Here is a 16,395-nt window from a genome sequence, read left to right as displayed (position 1 = left end):
ACTACTTGGACTTCTTAGAGTTTTCAGCTTTCGGCGCATCAGCCTGTTCTGCATTCTGCGCGGCCTGCTTTGCAGCCTTTTCAGCAGCATGTTCCAAGCGAGCGGGCTTACCAGCCAAATTGCGGAGCAAGCCGAACAAAGCAGAAAGTTCGTTACGAGTCGGGTGCAAGCGCTGCAAGAGCGTGTTGAGGAAGCTATCGCGCCAAGCTTGATCGTGATACTGGCCCGTGAGATAGCGGTCAAGGAACTTCTTGAAGCCGTCAATCTGCTGAATGGTTGCAGGACCCGTTTCGGCAACGCCTCGCGTTGTGCGCTTCGCGCGGCCCTCGCCGTTGGCGAGTGCCCCGGAACGGCAAAGCTCGTACAAGCTAATCGAGACCGCTTGTCCAAGATTCAAGCTCATGAGTCCCGGCACCGGAATTTCGCACTGGTACGTGCAAGCGTTCACTTCTTCAAGCGCAAGCCCGCAAGATTCACGACCGAACACGAGTGCAATCGTTCCATCTTCCGGAAGCATATCAGACAAGTTCTGCACCATCGTATGCTTGATGGAACTTGCAAAAATACGGCGGCTGTAAGCAACTGCGCAAGAGCAATCGCCAATGGCATCTTCGAACTTGTGGACGACCTTTGCGTTATCCAGAATGTCATGGCTATTGGCGGCCGTATGGTAAGATTTGTCCAAGACTTTGTCGCGCTTCGGATAGACAATATAAAGTTCCGGCAAAGCATAGCAATGCATGGCACGTGCGACAAAACCCACATTGTGCGGGTGTTCCGGTTCAACAAGTACTACTCTAAATTTACGCATATTAGTTATTAGTCATTAGTTATTGGTCATTGGTTATATTTTGTTTGAGCTTTGTAAGCATTTTGCCTATTGAATGAATTTTTTCAAGCAGCTCACTTAATTCGTCAACAATATAACCTAGCTTCTTAGATATAATCATTTGAGTCTCTAATTCCGCCAAAGATCCTTGAGCAATTGATAAAAAATGAGCAAATTGCTGGTGATACTTTCTAGCTTGACCCTCAGCTATATTACTAGGTACAGAAACAGCACATCGTCTTATCTGTGAAACTAGTCCATACATTTCTTCTTTAGGAAATGATTTTGTCAATGAATAAACATCTACTGTTAATTCAATAGCCTTTTGCCAAACAAGTAAATTTTTAAAGTTGCTCATAAAACTATTTCCTTGCAATTATCTATTGACCAATGACTATTGACCATTGACTATCCATCTAAATCCTTTTCCGCAGATTTCGTTTTCGATAGTCTCGCCAGGTTGAATTTTGGCACCTTTAAAAATCACAGAATGAGCGATTTTCACACCGTCTGGAATTACAACTCCAGGTTCCACAACCGCTTCATTCTTGTCGCGGCCACATTCCGCTAAACGCGCTTCCACAGCAGCCATGAGACCTTCGGGCGAACCCATATCAATCCACGTAGCATGCAACTGCGACATGTCGACAAACGGCGCACGGTCTGCAGCAATTTCCTGTTTCCAGAATTCACGGATATCGAACTCGCCGTCGCGGATTCTCGCAAGCGCATCATCGCTGTACCACGAAATTCCAGAGAACGTTGCAGCGGTTCCTGTATCGGCACCAAAACGCCCGGCAACGCCCGCAAGGCAACCATCAGCACCCACGCGGAACGTATTCACCTTCGGAAAATCGACCGCCAAGAGCGCCGCCTCACAGCGGTTCGAGCCATCAGCCTTCCCCGCCTCGTATGCAGTTCGTGCATTCCGCACAAACGCACCCAAGTCGAAATTGCAGTACGCATCGCCATTCATAATCAAGAGGCCACCACGATACCCCGCCTCATAAATCCGGCGCAAGGGGCCTGCAGTCCCGAGGATTTCAGGCGTTTCGACCCAGACTGTTTCAAAGCCAAGGCGTTCGCCTTCACTTACAATCTGGTCGGCCAAATAATGCGCATTCGCGTGCAAGCGAACATCGCCAAGCGACTTCGCCCGCTCCATCTGGATTTCGAGAATGCTCTTGTCATAAACGCGAACCAACGGCTTCGGGATTTCCGACGTCAAAGGTCTTAGCCTTGTGCCAAGCCCCGCCGCTAAAATCAACACGTTCAATTTATCGTCAGCTCGCGTCATAACACAGCCTTAATTAGACCATTGCAGCGCTAAAGGAGGCGTTGCAGATAAGCGTTTCGCCCTGCCAAATTTCGCCAGTGTACTTGTAGATGCCATGGCGTGCCATCACAAGCGTTGCCTTGAGCGTCAAGTCCTTCGGTGGAATCACCGGAGCGCGGAAACGGCAGTTTTCGACACCCATGAAAGCCGGGCGCTTGCCTTCCACATCGGCCTTCTTGGCAATCATCGTCAAGAGCGTTGCGGCCTGAGCCATGGATTCAATCTGAATCACGCCCGGAAGCACCGGATTGTTCGGGAAATGACCGTCAAAGAACTTTTCCTTGCCCGTCACGTGCCAAACAGCAACGATAGACGGTTGGTCACCTTCGGTGATTTCCTGAATTTCGTCCACAAAAGCAAACGGAGCCTTCTGAGGGAGGAGGGCATGTACTTGTTCTTCATTGTAAAGCATAGGGCAATACCTTTTCTAAGATTGTTCTGTGGCTCAAATGACCACCGTTAATGATTTCCAGACGAACTTTCGGGAGTGCGGGTTTTGCAAAGCAAAGGTCTCCCAACAAGTCGAGGATTTTATGACGAGCGGGTTCATCGGCTACTCTAAACGAGGCATTCGCCGCCGCAGAATCGTCGAGCAAGAGCCCACAGGATTCATCCACCCCGCCAAGCAACCCTGCTTTGCGGGCTTCGTCAAATTCGTTTTTTAAAATAAAAGTTCTCGCAGCAAAGACATTGTACAAATGCTCTGCCGAATAAATCGAAACGCTTGCCGCAGACGTAAAATTGCACACGCCATCGTTACGCTCTAGAACGTATTCCACTTCGAACGTTTCGCTCGGTGTAATTTTCACGGAACCGTAAGGTTTGGAATCATTGCGATCCGTGCGGAACAAATCCCATTCAGCATGCACCGGAGCATCGTAAAACGCAAGTTCTTCGGGAACGCCCACATTTCGGCGAAGCGCCAAAAAGAACGGAAGCGCACTACCATCCATCAAAGGAATTTCTGCCGCAAAACCGTTGTCACTTTTTTCATTGCAAGAGACATCCACCACAAAGCGGCGAGACGGCCACATCAAAAAAACAGGTGCAAGGTGTTCCGGAGACGCAAGTTTCAACGCATTTGTACTTTCGCCCGATTCATAAATTGCGGTACGGGCCACGCTGAACTTCAAATCCGCAAAGCACTTCACGCAATCGGTACTGTAAAAAGGATGACCGCCCACGCGCCATTCGACGCGAGGCTCCAGTTGCGGATTGTACTCCTGGACTTCAATTTTTACGTTCGCCTTGCCGTAAGACAGAGACGCAGAATTAAATTCGCATTCATGCGAAAATTTACGAGAATCTTTTTTCATTTAGATAACGGGAATTTATAAAATTATTTCTTCCCCATCATTCGGAGTTTCACGACAGAGCGGCGCCACACATCGATTTCTTCGGCCGGGTAGCCAGCGTAAACCTTGCCCGCCTTGAGGCTCTTGGTCACTCCAGCCTTGGCTGCAACTTTCACGCCCTTTCCAATCGTCAGATGCCCTGCCGACTGCACGCCGCCAGCAAACTCCACATCATCTTCCATCACAACAGAACCAGCCACTCCAGACTGCGAAGCCATCATGATATTGTTACCGAGACGGCAGTTATGCGCCACTTGCACGAACGTATCAAAATGGCAATCATCACCAATTACTGTTGGCGAAATAAAACCAGCAGCAACAACATCGTTTGCACTGAAGCTACAGCGGTTTCCGATGCGGACCCCCGCCAAGTGCGGAACCATACGACGTTTACCCTCGTACTCGTAAAATCCAAAACCGCGAGGTCCCACGACAACGCCTGCCTGGAACACGCAATCTTCGCCAATCGTCACGCGCGGATAGACGGTCACATTCGCTTCAAGAACCGAGCCTGCACCAATCGTAGCGCCATTCATCACAACACAATTCGGGCCAATAACAGCGTTCTCGCCCACCACGCCCTCGACTACCGCCGAAGCATGAACCTGCGCAGACGCCGCAATTTTTCTCGGTTCAAATGTTTCACGACGTTCCACAAATTCTTTCATGAACGTCACCATTGCATGGTACGGATTTTCGACCGGGCATACAAAATGCACATTCGGCAAGAGCTCCGAACGACCATTCACGCAATACTTTTCGTATAAATTCGGGACAAATAACAGTCCCGCCGTAACGCCCGCAAAAGCGCTTGCACTTACGCCACCAGCATTCCCTGCAAGCCCCGTTTCCGTCTTGGCATCGCCAGTCCAGAACGAGACATCATGCGGCCTCGCTTGGTCGAGCGAAGAAAAACCAGTCAGTTCAAAATTCAAAGAGCCCTCATCCGAAGGCTTCTTTAAATTCATTTGTTCAAGAACTTCCGATAGTTTTACCGAAAGCATCATTCCTCCAACGAAAGCATGCGTACTTGAGTGGCAAAGTCAATCTTTACACGACTGCCAACTTTACCGCTCAAATCTTCTCCATCGAGCTGGATATACTCATTGTCAGCTAGATCAAGAGTCAATGAACGCACTTTGCGAGACTTGAGCAAATACTTTTTCAAAAAGTAGCCCAAAACAGGGACGCCGCCCATTGCAATTGCAAGCAAGAAATTCAACATATTCGGCACACAGACAACTTCTAGATAACCGTCGGCCATGTCCGATTTAAAAAATGGATTTGCGCCACTGGCAAAGCTCGGGATATTCCCGACAATGACCGTTTTATGGCCCGTCAAGTCCATATTTTCAACAAATTCAGAATCGCGGTCAATCATTGAAATGCGGCCGCTCTTTAAATAATAAGCTCTATCAGCAAAGAATCGCTTGACGTAATGCAATTTATTTGCAACAACAGAATTCGAAGAAATCACACCCGTTGCACGGTCATGATTAAAATCATGTGCAATACGCGCATCAATGCCTGCCGAGAAATAATTTGCAAGCGCATACTTGCCGTTCACCATCCAAATATCGAACGGTCTCGACTTGGCAAGCAAAAGTCTACGAACCAGATACAAAAGTCCTCTGTCTACAAAAGGCTTGTACAGTCCAAGCACGCGAGCAAGATCGTTCCCTGTGCCAAGCGGGATAAGTCCTATCTGCACTCGACTTGCATATTCAGACGAAAGCATAATCGAAAACACCGACGAAACCGTTCCGTCGCCACCAACAGCAATAAGTGTTTCCGTCGAAGCAAGGGCATTCAGGATTTGTTCATCCATCCCTTCTTTACGTGTAAATTCAGCCTTCCAATCGTCGGATTTAAAATCCATCGACTCCATAATTTCAGGAAGGAACTTATGGATAACCTTTCCTTGTCCACCTCCACTCACCGGATTAATCAGGAAAAAGAACTTATACATCTTTTAAAAGTTCATCCTTTGCGTCCAAGTAGTGTTCCACGCCAATCTTTACGTTTTTGAGTTCGTCTGTCGTCAACGTTCTGACAACATGCGCTGGAGCGCCCATTACAAGCGACCCTTCCGGGAATTCCTTACCATGCGTTACAAGAGCCCCTGCTCCGATAATACAATTCTTTTTGATATGCGATCCATCCATGAGAATGGCCCCCATGCCAATGAGAACGTTATCCTCAATCGTGCATCCGTGAAGCACCGCACCATGGCCAACAGTCACCTCGTCGCCAATGCTCACGCCAACACCCGTGGACACGTGGATACACACATTATCCTGAATGTTTGTACGCTTACCAATTTTTATTTCAGCAAGGTCCGCACGAATGACAGCATTGTAAAATACCGACGAATCATCGCCGACTTTCACATCGCCAACCAAGCAAGCGCCTTCGGCCAAAAAGACCCGTTCACCCACCTGGGGGACTTTGCCTTTATATTTAATTAAGGAACCCATAGTTCCAATTTATAAAAATACATGCACAAAAGAAATCAATAGACTTTTAAAAAAGCTTTGTTTTTTACCGCCCAAAAATCGACATTTTGATCAATAAGTTCTATCTTATTGAGTATGAACGAAATACAAGAAATGGACATTAAAAGAATTTTCGAAGCGCAAGGCCAAAATCGCTGGAAAATTGCGCAAACGACAGCCAAGGAGCGCATAAAAAAGTTAAAAAAGCTCCGCGCCGCCGTAATCCAAAGGCAAGTCGACTTTTACAATGCCGTTTGGTTGGACTTTCACAAGCCCAAATTCGAGGCGTGGCTTAGTGAAGTATTCCCCATCATCGAAGAAATTGATTATAACATTAGCCATTTGAAGCGCTGGATGAAAGACAAAAAGGCAAGCCGCGTGTTCTTTTTGCCGACATCTAAAAGTGTTCTCCATTACGAGCCCAAGGGACGCGTGCTCATTTTTTCGCCGTGGAACTATCCGTATCTGTTACTTGTAAACCCGATTATTTCGGCCATTGCAGCTGGCAATGTCATTATGGCAAAGCCTTCTCGCAAGACTCCGCATGTAAGCGCATTTTTAGCGAAACTTTTTGCAGATACATTCCCCGAAAACGAAATTGCCATCATTGAAGGCAACGGTTCTGAAATTGGAGACAAATTATTAGCACTTCCTTTCGATCATATTTTCTTTACCGGAAGTCCAAACGTTGGCGCTCACATTGCAGAAATGGCCGCCAAGAATCACGCAAGCATTACGCTGGAGCTCGGCGGAAAGTCTCCCGCAATTATACTCCCGAAAGCAAACATCAAGCGACATATCAAGCAGATTACTTGGGGTAAAACGCTGAACGCAGGCCAAACATGCATAGCACCGGACTACGCACTTTGTCCGCAAGATAAAGTACAAGAACTTGCAGAAGTTTTTGCAAGCGAAATCAAGCGCATGTTCGGAGATACCGATGCAAAGCGCCACGAATGTAAAGACTTTGTCCACATCGTCGACAAGCGTGCAACAGAACGCCATGCAGCACTCATTAAAGACGCCATAGCTAAAGGTGCAACGCAAGTCATCGGAGGCGTAAGCGATATTGAAAATTGCTACACACCTATTACGGTTCTCACAAATGTCACGCCCGACATGGAAATCATGAAAAGCGAGATTTTCGGACCGATACTCCCGATTGTCGCATACAAGAACCTTGAAGAAGCGATTCAATTTGTTCAAAGCCGTCCAAAGCCGCTTGCGCTGTACATTTTCGGTACAAACAAACGTGAAATCGACTATGTTTTAAGCAATACGACATCCGGTTCTACGTGTGTCAACAATACGATTATTCAAATCGAGAATTTAGATGTACCTTTTGGCGGCGTAGGCATGAGTGGAACCGGCAATTACCACGGTTTTTACGGATTCAAGACGTTTAGCCACGAACGCAACATCATGCAACAGAAAGGCTTTGACGCAGTCACGTTCTTCCATCCGCCTTATGGAAAAAACTTGGGCGATTTACATTCCAAGATTCAGGGACTCGCAGAGAAAGCTTTGCGATTCATCAAGTCAATGTAGCAAAGGTTTACCATGGCATCCATACTTTATAGATTCGCATGTCGAGCTTTTCAAAAAGTATTTTTTGTAGGCGTTCATTTTATGCCTTGGCGCGAGCCACAGATTGTTCATGGCGCAGGGCGTTTACGGGAACTACCCAACCACCTCAAGGCGCATAATATAGACAAAGTTCTTCTTGTTACAGATACCATTCTTGAGCAAACAGAGCATTTTCAAAACATTAAAAAGTATTTGGATGAAGCAAATATTGGCTATGCCATTTACAATGGGACCATACCCAACCCAACTATAGACAACATCAAAGACGCCACGCGCATTTACAAGAAAAATAAATGCAAGGGACTCGTAGCTTTTGGTGGCGGTTCTGCAATTGATTGCGCAAAGGGTGTCGGTATTCGCATTGCAAGGCCCTGGACTCCCATTTCGTTTATGCGCGGAACACTTCGCGTTTTACGTAAGATTCCGTACCTTGTAGCCATTCCCACAACTGCAGGCACCGGGAGCGAAGCGACTGTAGCCGCAGTCATTTCGAATCCGCAAACGCACGAAAAGTATCCGATTAACGACTTTGTTCTGATTCCGCGCCTTGCGATTCTCGATGCAAACATCACGCTCGATTTACCGCCACACCTTACAGCAACAACAGGCATGGACGCCCTCACACACGCCATCGAAGCGTACATCGGCTACAGCAATTTTAACGGAAGCGCCGAAGCGGCCATTATTGCAGGCCGTCTCATCATCGAAAACATCCAGAATGCCTATACCAACGGGCACAACATCAAGGCAAGAGAGAACTTGCAAAAAGCATCGTACCTTGCAGGCTTCGCTTTCACACGAGCCTACGTCGGTTACGTTCACGCCATTGCTCATAGCCTTGGCGGCATGTACCACACGCCGCATGGCCTTGCAAACGCAGTTATTTTGCCGCATGTCCTAAAATACTACGGCGAAGCCGCCGAAAAACGCCTTGGATTTTTTGCGAAAGCGATTGGTGCCGTGCCCGCCGAAATAGACAATCACGAAGCATCAACACTGTTCATCGCACAAATCCGCGAACTAAATCGTTCCATGAACATTCCAGAATTTTTGGACGTCATTCAAAGCGAAGATATTCCGACTCTAGCGAAATCAGCAAGCAAAGAAGCAAATCCGCTTTACCCCGTACCGAAGATTCTAAATGCAAAGGAACTCGAAGAGCTTTACCGCATTGTGAAAGGGAATCACTAATTTCAAAAAAATGCCCCGCATGGGGCATTTCCTTTTACTTTTTAACTTTCACGACTCTTGCCTGCGGGTTCTGCTTACCGAGCAAATCGTAAGTGCGGGAGGTACGCAAGCTGCGGGACTGCACCGGTCGATTGCGCTTGAATATGGAAATCGTACCATCGTCGGTCTTGAAGTTTTCGACATGCGTAATGCCGTTGTTCACGTAATCGTCAAGGCCGTAAGCATGACGCATGATGTTCAGAACGTCCTTGTCAAACACGGAGCCGTCCGGAGCAGACTGCCTGCGGATAATGGTCATGTTGTTTTCGCCTTCGTGACCGGTATCCCAAGCAATCGGCACCACCTTGTTTTGTTTTGCAAGTTTCATAACAGCATCGTAATAAGCGAGGCGGCCCTTGCGGTGTTTCGCATAATTGTCGCCGGTCAACACGCCCACGCGGTCATTCGCACCGAACTCGCCGATAATCACAGGCACGCCCTTATCGACAAAATTTGTTTTCATCTTGCCAAACTGGTCCTGAATCTGAGCACTGGTGCACTTGTCGCCCATAGCTCCCGCCCAGGCGTTGTAGCCACAGTTATGCACGATATCCGCACCTGTCGCGAGGTCATCGCCCCAGTAGTACTGCGGGTAAACCTGCGCGCCCCAATCAACAACGTCATTCAATAGCGTGTAGGTATAAGGGTCATAGAAATGCACTTCGACCATCAGGCGGTTTGCAATCACGTCTTTCGGGAGCTTGCTCACAGGCATCACTTCGCAACTGCGATCCACACTTGTCGACGGCCCCTGAATCACGAGCGTACGGCTAGCGTTATTGCCCCCCGTTGCACGCACGGCGTCCACAAACGACTGGTGGTACGTCATCAGAATTTCGGTTTCGTGCTTGTAATTATCGTCCGTTGTCGCAGGCTCGTTTGCGCTTGCAAAAAGCAAGTTTTCGTTATAGTTCTTGAAGTGCGTTGCGATTTGCGTCCAGTAAGATTTCTGCTTGGCGTTCACCTCGTCCTTCTTGGCATCCTTCAAATTTTCTTCGAGCCAGCCGCCATCCCAATGGATATTGAGAACCGTCACGAGCCCCGCGCGCATGCACATATCCACCACAGTCTGCACCGAATCCATCCAACTTTTGTTGATGACTCCGTTACTCGCATGGCTATCCCAAGCGCAAGGAATGCGAATCGTGCTGAAGCCCGCCGCCTTGACCGAATCAATATACGCCTCGGTCGGGAACTTGTTGCCCCACCCCGTCGGATTCCCTGGAACTTCCATCGTGTTTCCAATGTTTATGCCAAAGCCCATCTTCGCAAACATTTCGTTTGCCGTCGGCAAATCTGCCGCGAAGGAATTTGAGCCCAATGTCAAAGAAAGCGCACCGCAAAGCGCGGCGACGCGAATGTGCTGTTTAAACATATCAATCCTTTGGTTCTAAGCCATTCGCGTTTTATCCCCAAACAACGAAAGACCATAACACCGAATTTAAATATATATCAATGATGGGCTAAATCGCAAAATGTAAGCAGAAAAGCATTGACGATTTGTCAAATGAGGTGTTAGCTAAGGCTCAAAGCAGGCCGGGATTTTGAGGGTTACGACTTGATTTAAAGAAAGGTCTTCTTTGACGTACATAGCATGATATCGATCAAACAGCTCAAATGATTGCGCTGGTTTAACAGGCATTTTAGGGAACAGCGGATCTCTTTTAGCCACCCCTTTTACACATTCCAAATAATTAATTCCACCCGTAGCCAAGTCCTTCGTAAATCGGATTTCATCACAATGTTCTTTGATAATGCCAGAATAACCGGCAATCTCAACAGAATCTTTTTCACTTCCCTCTCCCTTACATTCCATTCGGAAATATTCTCTAGAAAACGAAAGATGGACCTTTTCTGACTTGACAATTTCTTGTGCAGCGACATAACTCCAAATATTCCGTGATTGTAATTCCGGAGGCAAATTATCAGAGAAATACATACAAGGAAGCGGATCCATAAGACGAGTTTGCACCGTTGGCGGCATCCAGGCATAATACAAAATAGACTTGACTTCTTCCAAGAAATCTTTATACTCAGGATGTTCCGTATCCATCGAAACATTCGTAACGCGACCGCTATCGCCAAATGTAATCGTAGCATCAACAGAAAGATTAAAGCCCTCTTTATAATATCGTTTGAGAGCTCGTTCAAGCCGCCAGCCACAAGGTTTCTTTACACTTTGAATAAGGCCCGTTTCAAATTCCCTTGGCGGCATCGTATCACCAAGAAATTTCTCTTCTTTAAGTTCGAATGTATCAACGTATATATCCACATTCAACACGGGTAGATTCGGGCGGGTATTGAATTCCGCCGTTTCACCCTCTGTAGAAATTTTTCGTTCCTTGAAAAACGCATAAATAGGATCCATTTTTTTCATTCTGCCGCTACCTTGTAACGAATATACAACGCCATCAAACACAGTATCCCCAGAATAAGGATTTTCATAGTAGAACAAATAATCAATCAGTTTCCCTTTTTGAAATAAGCTAACAGATAAATTCGCTTCATCTTCAGAAACATATCTGAGACTTCTATCATATTCAACATATTCTTCATCAAGCACCGCGGCCTTGGCAAATTTTTTGATTTCCTTCAAGCTATTCGTTGTGTAGGCCAAGCCCTGTGCATTATATACGACCATAGAATCTGCAAGCGCTAAAGATTCTTGCATAGGTCGCGGTTTTCCAGGAATAAAATCCAAAGAAACTTCATCGCGTTTCTGTTCGCAAGAGAGCAGAACGCATGCAGCGAGGACGAGGAAAAAGAATTTGTAAAAGCGATGCATAATTTATTTTTCTTCCACAAAGCAAGGTGGAATTTTGATTTTTACAACTTGCGACAACGGAAAATTGCGAAAATCCACTGCGTATGACCGATCAAAACTATAATTAGTAAAAACAGGAATGATTTTATTTTTTAATCGTCGAAATCCCTTATTAAACTCATTACATTCATAATGATTCACACCACCTGTGGCAAGATCTTTCGTAAAAATGATTTCACTGCAAAGATCCTTTCGCACATTCGAATACCCCACAAACTCAACAGAATCTTTCGCGGGTTGTCCATTCTGCTTACAGGCCATGCGGTATTTTCTTGAAAAGGATAAATGCAATTTCATTGATTTTATAATAAAATCGCCAACTCCGTCATTATCTATTTTGGGACTATCCCATACGTAATAAAGAGCGTCCTTAACATCTTCTAAAAAAGCTTTGTACTTAGGATGCTTTGTATTCATAATAACATTTACAACTTGCCCATTTTCGTCATACACAAGTTTTGCATCAACCGATAAATTAAAATCTTTTTTATAGTGCTTATAAAAGGCCTTTTTCAACAACCAAACGAAAGCCCCATCGAAATCCGGTCTTTTAAACTTGTAATAAAATTCTCCACCAATAACGTTACCATCTTTATGTTCAAAAGAATCAACAAAGACCTCTACATCTAATTTGGGAATACTCTTATCATTTGTAAATTCATTAAACTCATCCCCCAAGGAAACATGGCGTTCCTTAAGAAAAGTTTCCAAAGACAGAGAATCATTCTGAACCCCGATATTCTGTAAAAGAACAACATATTTTTTATTCAGCTGCTTATACAGGCTCAAATGTTCTATAATTTTTCCACTTTTATATAAGTTAATTACACAAATCGGTTCGGAGTCAGCAATTTTTTCTTTAATTTCATAAGTATCGTATGATTCATCAGTTTCTTTTTTGAACGATGATGCAACGGCAAAGTTTTCAATTTCCTTCGGATTGTTTGTCGCATAAGCCAATCCCTGCGCATTATAGACATCAATAGAATCCGAGATTGCCAAAGACTCGTGTAATCGCAGCGGTTTTCCAGGAATATATTTGATATTCTTTGCAATAGATTTCATATCGCACCAACCGCAATAAGACATGAGTGCGTATCCACGAGATGCTTTCAGCATATTTCTCGTTGTATCGACCTGAATTCCGACGAAACCCGTATAAATTTTCAAAGGAATTTTCTTACCATAATAAATCCAATTAACGTCAACATCCGTCAACCCCATCGGGACATCATAATAATCAACGCCTTCATTCCAATCCGTACGACGTTCTAGGTTATCACGGCCTATATAAGGATAAAATTTGGTAATCCAACCATTAACCGGATCTGTTCCGCAATCATCAGATTCAACATACTTATAGATATTTTTCCAATGGCTTAAATTGATTTTTCCATCAAAAATATTGATAAACTCATCCAGAACAGGATTCAACTCTTTCGCCCACCATTCCAAATCCAATCGTGAAGCAAGTTTGTTAAAAGAATCCTTAAGCAAGCTCCAATCCAATTTCGTACCATTCACCTTAATTTTCGGAATTCCACAAGATTCAATCAAGGTATAAGTGTAATATTCCGACGCTACCGCCATCACCATAGAACGAGATACGTTGTAATCAATTGGATTCGTCGTCGAGAATTTAATATTCAGCGGTTCTCCAGTTTCTACAGGCATTTTCATTTGCAGAGAATCAAACAAATCCGCAATAACGCCATGCCATTTTTCATACGTAGTATCCCACGAAAGGGAGTTATTCACGATTGCAATGGCAGTATCTGTCCCCGGTGACACAAAGCGTTCTTTCAACGAATCACGGTTGCTTTTTACATGGAGTCGAATGCCATCCAAAATTGTAAGCCATATATCGTCAGGATTTATTTCTATGGAATTATGATCAGCATACGCACGTTCCACCACATTTATAAAGGCCATTTCCATAGAAGACGATTCCCTAATAAAAGGACTTGTGGAATCCGAATACGCATAAAACATCTTTTTCGCATTCGTTCCTTCTTGCGAATAGCCTTTAAAATATTCAGTAAAACCACCTTGATTTACTGGAATCAATTCGCCATTGATGGCACTGTCGTGAACGGCTGTATCTACAACCATCACGTACGCACTCGTATCACGGACAAAGCTCGCATTTTCTTTTACGAGTCTCGACGAATTTTCGGGAACATTATCACGTTTCTGTTCGCAAGACAACAGAACGCATGCGGCAAGGACGAGGAAAAGGTATTTAGAAACGAAAATCTTCATTGTATTTTTCATCCTCTTGTTTATTGAGTTTTTCTTCCACAAAGCAAGATGGAATTTTGAGAGTTACGACTTGCGATATCGAAAGGCGACCATCATACACAGCGTCATACTTGTTAATGCGGACGTTTGTATGTCTCGATTCGATTTCTTCAGAGCGTTCCCCGTACTTCACTTTTTTATTGTACTCTATACATTCATAGCGGACAACACCGCCAGTCGCAAGGTCTTTCGAGAACGTAATCTCGTTACAAAGATCTTTCTTTGCATCCGGCGCTCCGACAATATCGACTGAATCTTTCGCATCTCGCCCATTCTGCTTACAGACCATGCGGTAATCCCTTGTAAAAGTAAGATGAATCAAGACATAGTCGATAATATCTTGAGCGGTTTCTTCATTGCCAATATCCGTATGAACTTTAGGCGGCATCCATCCGTAATACAAAATATCATGAAATTCTTTATCAAAAGCCTTATTTTTACCCTTGCGAAACGCAGTACTTGCTGTCGAACCATCATCCTTATACGATAATGCGGCAAGACCAGATAAATTAAAATCTTCTTTATAATAGCGATACAACAACCTTTTGAGTCGCCAACCCATAGAATTATTCATCGCTCGAACAATCCCTGTTTTGAAAGCACGCATTTCTAGACCATCTCTAAGAGATTTCCCTTCCTTAAGGAAAACCGAATCCACAAAAATTTCGACATTCAATTTCGGGAGAGATTTTTCATTTTCAAATTCATGGACAGTTCCACTTATAGGAATATCGCGTTCCTTGAAAAAATTCTTGATTGTAGCAGGCTTTTTCCATCGCCCAACGCCCTGCAACGAGAGCATAACACCATCGTAATCCGAAGTTAAAAAAACAAGTACACGTTCTTTGAATGTTTCCTTTCGAGGTTTCGCATAATAAAGCAAATGGTCCACCAGTTTGCCATCTCGGTACAAATTGATAGATAGATTGGGTTCACCAACCCCGACCATTTCTCTACGCCACAATTCAGCTTCAGGATATTCTTCATCAAAGGAAGAAAATTCAGCAAATTCCTCTATTTCGTCAGCGTTATTGGTTGCATAGACTAAGCCCTTTTCCCCATAAACATTCATGGAATCCGAAAAGGCCAAAGATTCCACCAAGCGATACGCTTTTCCAGGAATATACTTTGTATTCCGAGCAACATTTTTTAACTTTTGCAATCCATAAGAGACAAGAGCATAACCTCTAGAAGCCTTCAACATATTATTCGTAGTATCCACCTGCACGCCTATAAAACCGGTATAAAGTTTCAATGGAATTATCTCCTGAAAGTATTCCCATCGGATATCTATAAAAGTAATTCCCCTAGGAACTTGTTCTCCATCTAATTTTTTATTCCAATCATTGCGTTTGATATATTTTTCCGTATCAGAATACAAATCTTTTGTATAAGGAAAGAATCTTGAAATCCAACCACTAAAATCAGGAGCTCCACAACCTTCGGGTTCGTAATACTTATAAATATTTTTCCAATGTTTTAGATTTATTTTGCCATCATAAATATTGATAAACTCATCTAAAATAGGATTAAGTCCATCAGCCCACCATTTCATATCCAACTGTGAAGCCAGTCTGTTAAAGGAATCCTTGAGCAAAGCCCAGTCCTCTTTTGTGCCATTCACCTTAATTTTGGGAATTCCACAAAGCGTTGAAACCCTATACGAATAATATTCCGATGCAACCGCCATCGTCATCGTACGAGAAATATTTGCATCCACAGGGCTTGTCGTCGAAAATTTCGTTCGCAACGGAGCGCCCGTTTCTAGAGGCAACTTCGCCTGCAATGAATCAAACAGTTCCGAGAGCGTATAGAACCATTCCTTGTGCGTAGATTCTAGAGTCAACGATTTATCCATAACCGAGACAACAGTATCAGTACCCGGAGCTACAAAGCGGTCCTTGAGTGCATCGCGATTATTCTTGACATGTAGACGGAAGCCGTCCAAAATCATAAGCCAGATATCATCTGGATTTATTTCCATAGCATAATGCTTGGCGTATGCAAGGGCGACAAGATTAATGAAAGAAGGTTCTTCAGAATAACCTTTAACAAACGGATTCACAGAATCGGAATACGCATAAAAAATTTTTTGCCCGTTCGTTCCTAAATTCTCCGCTTCGTTTGCAAAATACTCTACGAAGCCGCCTCTTTTTACATGGACGATTTTTCCATTGAATACGCTATCGCGAACAGTCGTATCGATAACCAGCGCATAAGCACTTGTATCGCGAGCAAAGCCTTCAAAACTCTCGGTCGGTTTCGAAGAAATCTCAATCACCGGCTCATCACGTTTCTGTTCGCAAGAAGAGAGAACACATGCGGCAAGGAAGAGGAAAAGGAATTTGTAAAGGCTATGCATACCAACAATATAAAAACATAGCCTTGCAGAGATTTAATATGGGATAGTAAAATAAAGTAGATACAAGAAATAATGG

Annotated in this window: 14 protein-coding genes; 2 read left to right on the top strand and 12 right to left on the bottom strand. The window is 44.5% G+C overall.

Features of this window, described 5'->3' with window-relative positions:
• Position 1: 1 nt before the first annotated feature.
• Genes BUA34_RS13520 through BUA34_RS13485 form a run of 8 tightly spaced genes read right to left on the bottom strand, consistent with a single transcriptional unit; the run spans position 2 to position 5,997 of the window.
• Entirely contained in the window at positions 2–811 is an 810-nt protein-coding gene (locus tag BUA34_RS13520) for an RNA methyltransferase (RefSeq protein WP_072830482.1), read from the bottom strand.
• A gap of 19 nt (positions 812–830) precedes the next feature.
• Positions 831–1,187: a four helix bundle protein gene (locus tag BUA34_RS13515; RefSeq protein ID WP_072830480.1), complete on the bottom strand. Its 357-nt coding sequence runs from the start codon at positions 1,185–1,187 to the stop codon at positions 831–833.
• A 36-nt stretch (positions 1,188–1,223) separates the two neighbouring features.
• A complete protein-coding gene (locus tag BUA34_RS13510; RefSeq protein ID WP_072830478.1) occupies positions 1,224–2,126 on the bottom strand; it encodes a sugar phosphate nucleotidyltransferase in 903 nt (300 codons plus the stop codon).
• 13 nt (positions 2,127–2,139) lie between these two features.
• Complete coding sequence (fabZ, locus tag BUA34_RS13505) at positions 2,140–2,577, bottom strand: 3-hydroxyacyl-ACP dehydratase FabZ (protein ID WP_072830476.1); 438 nt, start codon at positions 2,575–2,577, stop codon at positions 2,140–2,142.
• On the bottom strand, positions 2,564–3,481 hold the full coding sequence (locus BUA34_RS13500) for a UDP-3-O-acyl-N-acetylglucosamine deacetylase (RefSeq protein WP_072830474.1): 918 nt from the start codon (positions 3,479–3,481) through the stop codon (positions 2,564–2,566). Before BUA34_RS13500 ends, fabZ begins: the two co-directional genes overlap by 14 nt.
• A 23-nt stretch (positions 3,482–3,504) precedes the next feature.
• Positions 3,505–4,527, bottom strand: a complete 1,023-nt coding sequence (locus BUA34_RS13495) for a UDP-3-O-(3-hydroxymyristoyl)glucosamine N-acyltransferase (protein WP_254794486.1) — start codon at positions 4,525–4,527, stop codon at positions 3,505–3,507.
• On the bottom strand, positions 4,524–5,489 hold the full coding sequence (locus tag BUA34_RS13490) for a diacylglycerol/lipid kinase family protein (RefSeq protein ID WP_072830470.1): 966 nt from the start codon (positions 5,487–5,489) through the stop codon (positions 4,524–4,526). The genes BUA34_RS13495 and BUA34_RS13490 overlap by 4 nt, the downstream gene beginning before the upstream one ends.
• On the bottom strand, positions 5,482–5,997 hold the full coding sequence (locus BUA34_RS13485; RefSeq protein WP_072830468.1) for a gamma carbonic anhydrase family protein: 516 nt from the start codon (positions 5,995–5,997) through the stop codon (positions 5,482–5,484). The genes BUA34_RS13490 and BUA34_RS13485 overlap by 8 nt, the downstream gene beginning before the upstream one ends.
• A gap of 114 nt (positions 5,998–6,111) precedes the next feature.
• Here BUA34_RS13485 and BUA34_RS13480 point away from each other — a divergent pair, with 114 nt between their 5' ends.
• Together BUA34_RS13480 and BUA34_RS13475 are read left to right on the top strand one after the other, a co-directional pair.
• Complete coding sequence (locus tag BUA34_RS13480) at positions 6,112–7,563, top strand: aldehyde dehydrogenase family protein (protein WP_072830466.1); 1,452 nt, start codon at positions 6,112–6,114, stop codon at positions 7,561–7,563.
• 81 nt (positions 7,564–7,644) lie between these two features.
• Positions 7,645–8,793 (top strand): iron-containing alcohol dehydrogenase, encoded by a 1,149-nt coding sequence (locus BUA34_RS13475; RefSeq protein ID WP_254794485.1) that lies wholly within the window; start codon positions 7,645–7,647, stop codon positions 8,791–8,793.
• 34 nt (positions 8,794–8,827) lie between these two features.
• Here the strand turns inward: BUA34_RS13475 and BUA34_RS13470 are convergent, their stop codons facing one another.
• The 4 genes from BUA34_RS13470 to BUA34_RS13455 all read right to left on the bottom strand — a co-directional run bounded on the left by BUA34_RS13470 (position 8,828) and on the right by BUA34_RS13455 (position 16,319).
• The gene (locus BUA34_RS13470) at positions 8,828–10,207 is read right to left on the bottom strand and encodes a glycoside hydrolase family 5 protein (protein ID WP_072830462.1); all 1,380 of its coding nucleotides are present in this window, start codon (positions 10,205–10,207) and stop codon (positions 8,828–8,830) included.
• A gap of 144 nt (positions 10,208–10,351) precedes the next feature.
• A complete protein-coding gene (locus BUA34_RS13465; protein WP_254794484.1) occupies positions 10,352–11,503 on the bottom strand; it encodes a hypothetical protein in 1,152 nt (383 codons plus the stop codon).
• Between the two features lie 117 nt (positions 11,504–11,620).
• Positions 11,621–13,930, bottom strand: a complete 2,310-nt coding sequence (locus BUA34_RS13460; protein WP_083579798.1) for a DUF4419 domain-containing protein — start codon at positions 13,928–13,930, stop codon at positions 11,621–11,623.
• The gene (locus tag BUA34_RS13455; RefSeq protein ID WP_072830456.1) at positions 13,899–16,319 is read right to left on the bottom strand and encodes a DUF4419 domain-containing protein; all 2,421 of its coding nucleotides are present in this window, start codon (positions 16,317–16,319) and stop codon (positions 13,899–13,901) included. The genes BUA34_RS13460 and BUA34_RS13455 overlap by 32 nt, the downstream gene beginning before the upstream one ends.
• Between the last annotated feature and the right edge of the window lie 76 nt (positions 16,320–16,395).

The organism is Fibrobacter sp. UWB12, from assembly GCF_900142485.1.
Classification (GTDB): domain Bacteria; phylum Fibrobacterota; class Fibrobacteria; order Fibrobacterales; family Fibrobacteraceae; genus Fibrobacter.
The sequence above is the reverse complement of the archived record's forward strand: the minus strand, read 5'-3'. Positions and strand labels throughout refer to the sequence as shown.

Excerpts from the sequence above, each read along its gene's own strand:
- BUA34_RS13460 (WP_083579798.1), bottom strand. The coding sequence starts at position 13,930 with ATGAAAAATACAATGAAGATTTTCGTTTCTAAATACCTTTTCCTCGTC.
- BUA34_RS13515 (WP_072830480.1), bottom strand. The coding sequence starts at position 1,187 with ATGAGCAACTTTAAAAATTTACTTGTTTGGCAAAAGGCTATTGAATTA.
- BUA34_RS13520 (WP_072830482.1), bottom strand. The coding sequence starts at position 811 with ATGCGTAAATTTAGAGTAGTACTTGTTGAACCGGAACACCCGCACAAT.
- BUA34_RS13465 (WP_254794484.1), bottom strand. The coding sequence starts at position 11,503 with ATGCAAGAATCTTTAGCGCTTGCAGATTCTATGGTCGTATATAATGCA.
- BUA34_RS13485 (WP_072830468.1), bottom strand. The coding sequence starts at position 5,997 with ATGGGTTCCTTAATTAAATATAAAGGCAAAGTCCCCCAGGTGGGTGAA.
- BUA34_RS13500 (WP_072830474.1), bottom strand. The coding sequence starts at position 3,481 with ATGAAAAAAGATTCTCGTAAATTTTCGCATGAATGCGAATTTAATTCT.
- BUA34_RS13490 (WP_072830470.1), bottom strand. The coding sequence starts at position 5,489 with ATGTATAAGTTCTTTTTCCTGATTAATCCGGTGAGTGGAGGTGGACAA.
- BUA34_RS13510 (WP_072830478.1), bottom strand. The coding sequence starts at position 2,126 with ATGACGCGAGCTGACGATAAATTGAACGTGTTGATTTTAGCGGCGGGG.
- fabZ (WP_072830476.1), bottom strand. The coding sequence starts at position 2,577 with ATGCTTTACAATGAAGAACAAGTACATGCCCTCCTCCCTCAGAAGGCT.
- BUA34_RS13495 (WP_254794486.1), bottom strand. The coding sequence starts at position 4,527 with ATGATGCTTTCGGTAAAACTATCGGAAGTTCTTGAACAAATGAATTTA.
- BUA34_RS13475 (WP_254794485.1), top strand. The coding sequence starts at position 7,645 with ATGCCTTGGCGCGAGCCACAGATTGTTCATGGCGCAGGGCGTTTACGG.
- BUA34_RS13470 (WP_072830462.1), bottom strand. The coding sequence starts at position 10,207 with ATGTTTAAACAGCACATTCGCGTCGCCGCGCTTTGCGGTGCGCTTTCT.
- BUA34_RS13455 (WP_072830456.1), bottom strand. The coding sequence starts at position 16,319 with ATGCATAGCCTTTACAAATTCCTTTTCCTCTTCCTTGCCGCATGTGTT.
- BUA34_RS13480 (WP_072830466.1), top strand. The coding sequence starts at position 6,112 with ATGAACGAAATACAAGAAATGGACATTAAAAGAATTTTCGAAGCGCAA.